Source organism: Arthrobacter ginsengisoli (assembly GCF_031456935.1).
Classification (GTDB): domain Bacteria; phylum Actinomycetota; class Actinomycetes; order Actinomycetales; family Micrococcaceae; genus Arthrobacter; species Arthrobacter ginsengisoli.
Map to the genome: position 1 here is coordinate 1 of NZ_JAVDVQ010000059.1, position 2,655 is coordinate 2,655.

Genomic DNA, 2,655 nt, shown 5'->3' on the forward strand with positions numbered 1-2,655 from the left:
ATTGGAGATAGCCCATGCCTGACGTTGAAACATTTGTCCCCGACACGAGCGCGATACGGCGGGCGCTGCGGCGTGCCGGTGACGGGGTGACGCTGAACGCCGTCGAGGCCGAGACCCTGCTCCATGCGCGCGGGGCCGACCTTGACCGGCTGCTGGCCGCGGCCTCGCGGGTCCGCGACGCGGGACTGGAAAAAGCCGGGCGGCCCGGGGTGATCACGTATTCGCGCAAGGTGTTCATCCCGCTGACGCACCTGTGCCGGGACCGCTGCCATTACTGCACGTTTGTGACCACCCCGGGGAAGCTGGCGAAGGCGGGCAAGGCGCCGTTCCTGTCCCCGGACGAGGTCCTGGAGATCGCCCGTGCCGGCGCGGCGCTGGGCTGCAAGGAGGCGCTCTTCACCCTCGGGGACAGGCCGGAGGACCGCTGGCCGGTCGCCCGGGACTGGCTGGACGCCCACGGCTATGATTCAACGCTGGATTACCTGAGGGCCATGGCGATCCGCGTGCTGGAAGAGACCGGTCTGCTGCCGCATCTGAACCCCGGGGTGATGAGCTGGGAGGAAATCCAGCGGCTGAAGCCGGTGGCCCCCTCGATGGGCATGATGCTGGAGACCACGGCCACCCGGCTGTGGTCGGAGAAGGGCGGTCCGCACTACGGCTCCCCGGACAAGGAACCGGCGCTGCGGCTGCGCGTCCTCGAGGACGCCGGCCGGTCCAACGTTCCCTTCACCACCGGTGTGCTGCTGGGTATCGGTGAGACGTATGCCGAACGCGTCGAGGCGCTGTTCGCGATCCGGGCCGTGGACCGCCGGCACGGCCATATCCAGGAGGTCATCGTCCAGAATTTCCGGGCCAAGACCGCCACCGCGATGATGGGCGCCGAGGATCTTGCCACGGCGGAGTACGCGGCCGCCGTCGCGGTGGCGCGTCTCGTCCTGGGGCCGGGGGCGCGGATCCAGGCCCCGCCCAACCTCACCGACGCCAACGAGCTGTCACTTTTGGTCCGGGCCGGCATTGATGACTGGGGCGGCGTCAGCCCGCTGACCCCTGACCATGTCAATCCCGAACGCCCCTGGCCGCACATTGAGGACCTGGCCCGGCTCACCGCGGACGCCGGCTTCGCCCTGCGGGAAAGGCTGACCGCCCACCCGCACTTCGTCCGCGCCGAGGAACCCTGGATCGACCCCAGGGTCCTCCCCCATGTCCGTGCCCTCGCCGGTCCCGACGGCCTCGCCGTCGAAGGACGGCTCCCGTCCGGTCTGCCGTGGCAGGAACCGGACCCGGACTGGGCGGCGGCCGGGACCGGACGGGTGAATCTGCACACCGAGATCGACACGATCGGGCGCACCGGGGACCGGCGCAGCGATTTCGATGCGGTCTACGGGGACTGGGAGGCCCTGCGCGAAGAAGTCCGCGCGTCAGGAGTTGCCGGTGCAGCCGGTGGGGCCGGTGGGGCCGGTGGCGGCAGCCGGGAGGTCCGGGCCGCCCTGGGCCGGGCGGAGGAGAATCCCGCGGGTCTGCCGGACGCGGACTACCTGGCCCTGCTCTCGGCCGACGGCACCGATCTGGACGCTCTTGCCGCGCTGGCCGACCGGGTCCGGAAAGACAGCGTCGGGGACACCGTCGGCTACGTCGTGAACCGCAACATCAATTTCACCAACGTCTGCTACACCGGCTGCCGGTTCTGCGCCTTCGCGCAGCGCCGCACCGACGCCGACGCCTTCACCCTCTCCATGCAGCAGGTCGGGGACCGGGTGGACGAGGCCTGGTCCATCGGCGCCACGGAGATCTGCATGCAGGGCGGCATCCACCCGGACCTGCCCGGCACCGCGTATTTCGACCTCGCCCGGGAAGTCAAAAAGCGGCAGCCCGGCATCCACCTGCACGCCTTTTCCCCGATGGAGATCGTCAACGGCGCCACCAGGACCGGGCTGTCCTTCGAAGACTTCCTCACCGAGGCGAAGACCGCCGGGCTGGACAGCATCCCCGGCACCGCCGCGGAAATCCTCGACGACGACGTCCGCTGGATCCTGACCAAGGGCAAACTGCCCGCCCGGACCTGGATCGATATTGTCAGCACCGCCCACCGCCTGGGCATCCGCAGCAGTTCCACGATGATGTACGGGCACGTGGACAACCCCTCGCACTGGGTGGGGCATCTGCGCACCCTCTCCCGGATCCAGGACGAAACCGGCGGCTTCACCGAATTCGTCCTGCTGCCCTTCGTCCACACCAACTCCCCGGTCTACCTCGCCGGCGTGGCCAGGCCCGGACCGACCCTGCAGGAAAACCGGGCGGTCCACGCGGTGGCACGCCTGATGCTGCACGGCCGGATCAACCACATCCAGACCTCCTGGGTCAAGCTCGGGGTGGAAGGCACGCAACTGATGCTCAACGGCGGCGCCGATGACCTCGGCGGCACCCTGATGGAGGAAACCATCAGCCGGATGGCCGGAGCCGACAACGGCTCGGAAAAGACAGTCGCCGAACTCGAAACGATGACACGGGCGATCGGCCGGACCCCGCTCCAGCGCACCACCACCTACGGGACACCGTCCCCGGAACGTCTGGCCACCGCCCGCCAATACGCGGACCAGGGCTACGGCGCCACCGGGAAGTCCCTGCGGGTGCTGACCGCGGAGGCCGACGGTGGCC

The 2,655-nt window shown here is 69.6% G+C and carries 1 protein-coding gene; it reads left to right on the forward strand.

Annotation, left to right across the window (positions count from 1 at the left end; genetic code table 11):
* Positions 1-14: 14 nt before the first annotated feature.
* On the forward strand, positions 15-2,655 hold a 2,641-nt coding region (locus J2X01_RS21910), incomplete at its 3' end, for a bifunctional FO biosynthesis protein CofGH (protein WP_310062653.1).